The following is a 1,192-nucleotide window of genomic DNA, read 5'->3' on the forward strand; positions in this document are numbered from 1 at the left end:
CGAGACTTAAGCTCGTTTTGTACCGCAAATACATCTACTTGATGGTAGTGAATTGCGTGAAGGGCTGCAGCTGTTGGTGAAGGAACCCAAGCAGTGTTTGCACCCGCTTTAGGGTGACCTACTTTTTGTTCCATCATCATGCCAAGCTCATCAGGGATAGGCCACATGCCTTTACCGATTTGCGCACGACCTTGTAGTGATGTTTCAAGACCTGTATCTACGTTCCAGTCTTCGTATGCACCAATCCATGTTTGTTGCTTCATAGTTGTTTTTGGTACGAATGCACCAGCAAGCATTGAAGTGTGGATCTCGTCACCAGTACGATCTAGGAAGCCAGTGTTGATGAATACAACACGGTCTTTCGCAGAGCGGATACACTCTTTCAAGTTAACAGTGGTACGACGCTCTTCGTCCATGATACCCATCTTCATTGTGAAGCGTGGTAGACCAAGTGCATCTTCAACACGGCCAAACAATTCGTTTGCGAATGCAACTTCTTCTGGACCGTGCATCTTAGGCTTAACGATGTTTACAGAACCAGTTGTTGAATTCTGGAATGGGCTGTTGCCTTTCAAATCGTGAATAGCGATCAAGGTTGTGATCACGCCGTCCATGATGCCTTCTGGAATTTCGTTGCCGTCTTCAAGAAGAATCGCTGGGTTAGTCATCAAGTGACCAACGTTACGAACGAATAGCATTGAGCGACCTTTCAATGAGAACGTATTGCCATCAGTGCCCGTGAATTCACGGTCTTTGTTCATAACACGCGTGAAGGTTTTGCCGCCTTTAGAAACTTCTTCAGCAAGGTCACCTTTCATAAGGCCTAACCAGTTGCCGTATGTAGTAACTTTGTCTTCTGCATCAACAGCTGCTACTGAGTCTTCGCAGTCCATGATGGTAGTTAGTGCAGCTTCCATAGTTAGGTCTTTAACGCCAGCAGCGTCAGTTGAACCAATTGGACTGTCTGCATCGATCAAGATTTCAATGTGAAGACCGTTGTTCTTAATAAGGATAGAAGTCGGCGCCGCAACATCACCTGTGTAACCAACGAACTTCTCTTCTTGTGCTAGGCCAGTTGTTGAACCGTCAGCCAAAGACACAACAAGCTTGCCGCCTTCAATTGCGTACTTAGTGCTACCAACGTGTGACCCAGAAGCCAATGGTGCCGCTGTATCAAGAACACCACGTGCGT

General features: G+C 46.6%; 1 protein-coding gene. It reads right to left on the reverse strand.

The features are described 5' to 3' along the window. Positions 1-1,192: malate synthase G (locus tag A3738_RS23610; RefSeq protein ID WP_156504453.1), on the reverse strand; the 1,192-nt coding region annotated here is incomplete at both ends.

The organism is Oleiphilus sp. HI0066 (assembly GCF_001635725.1).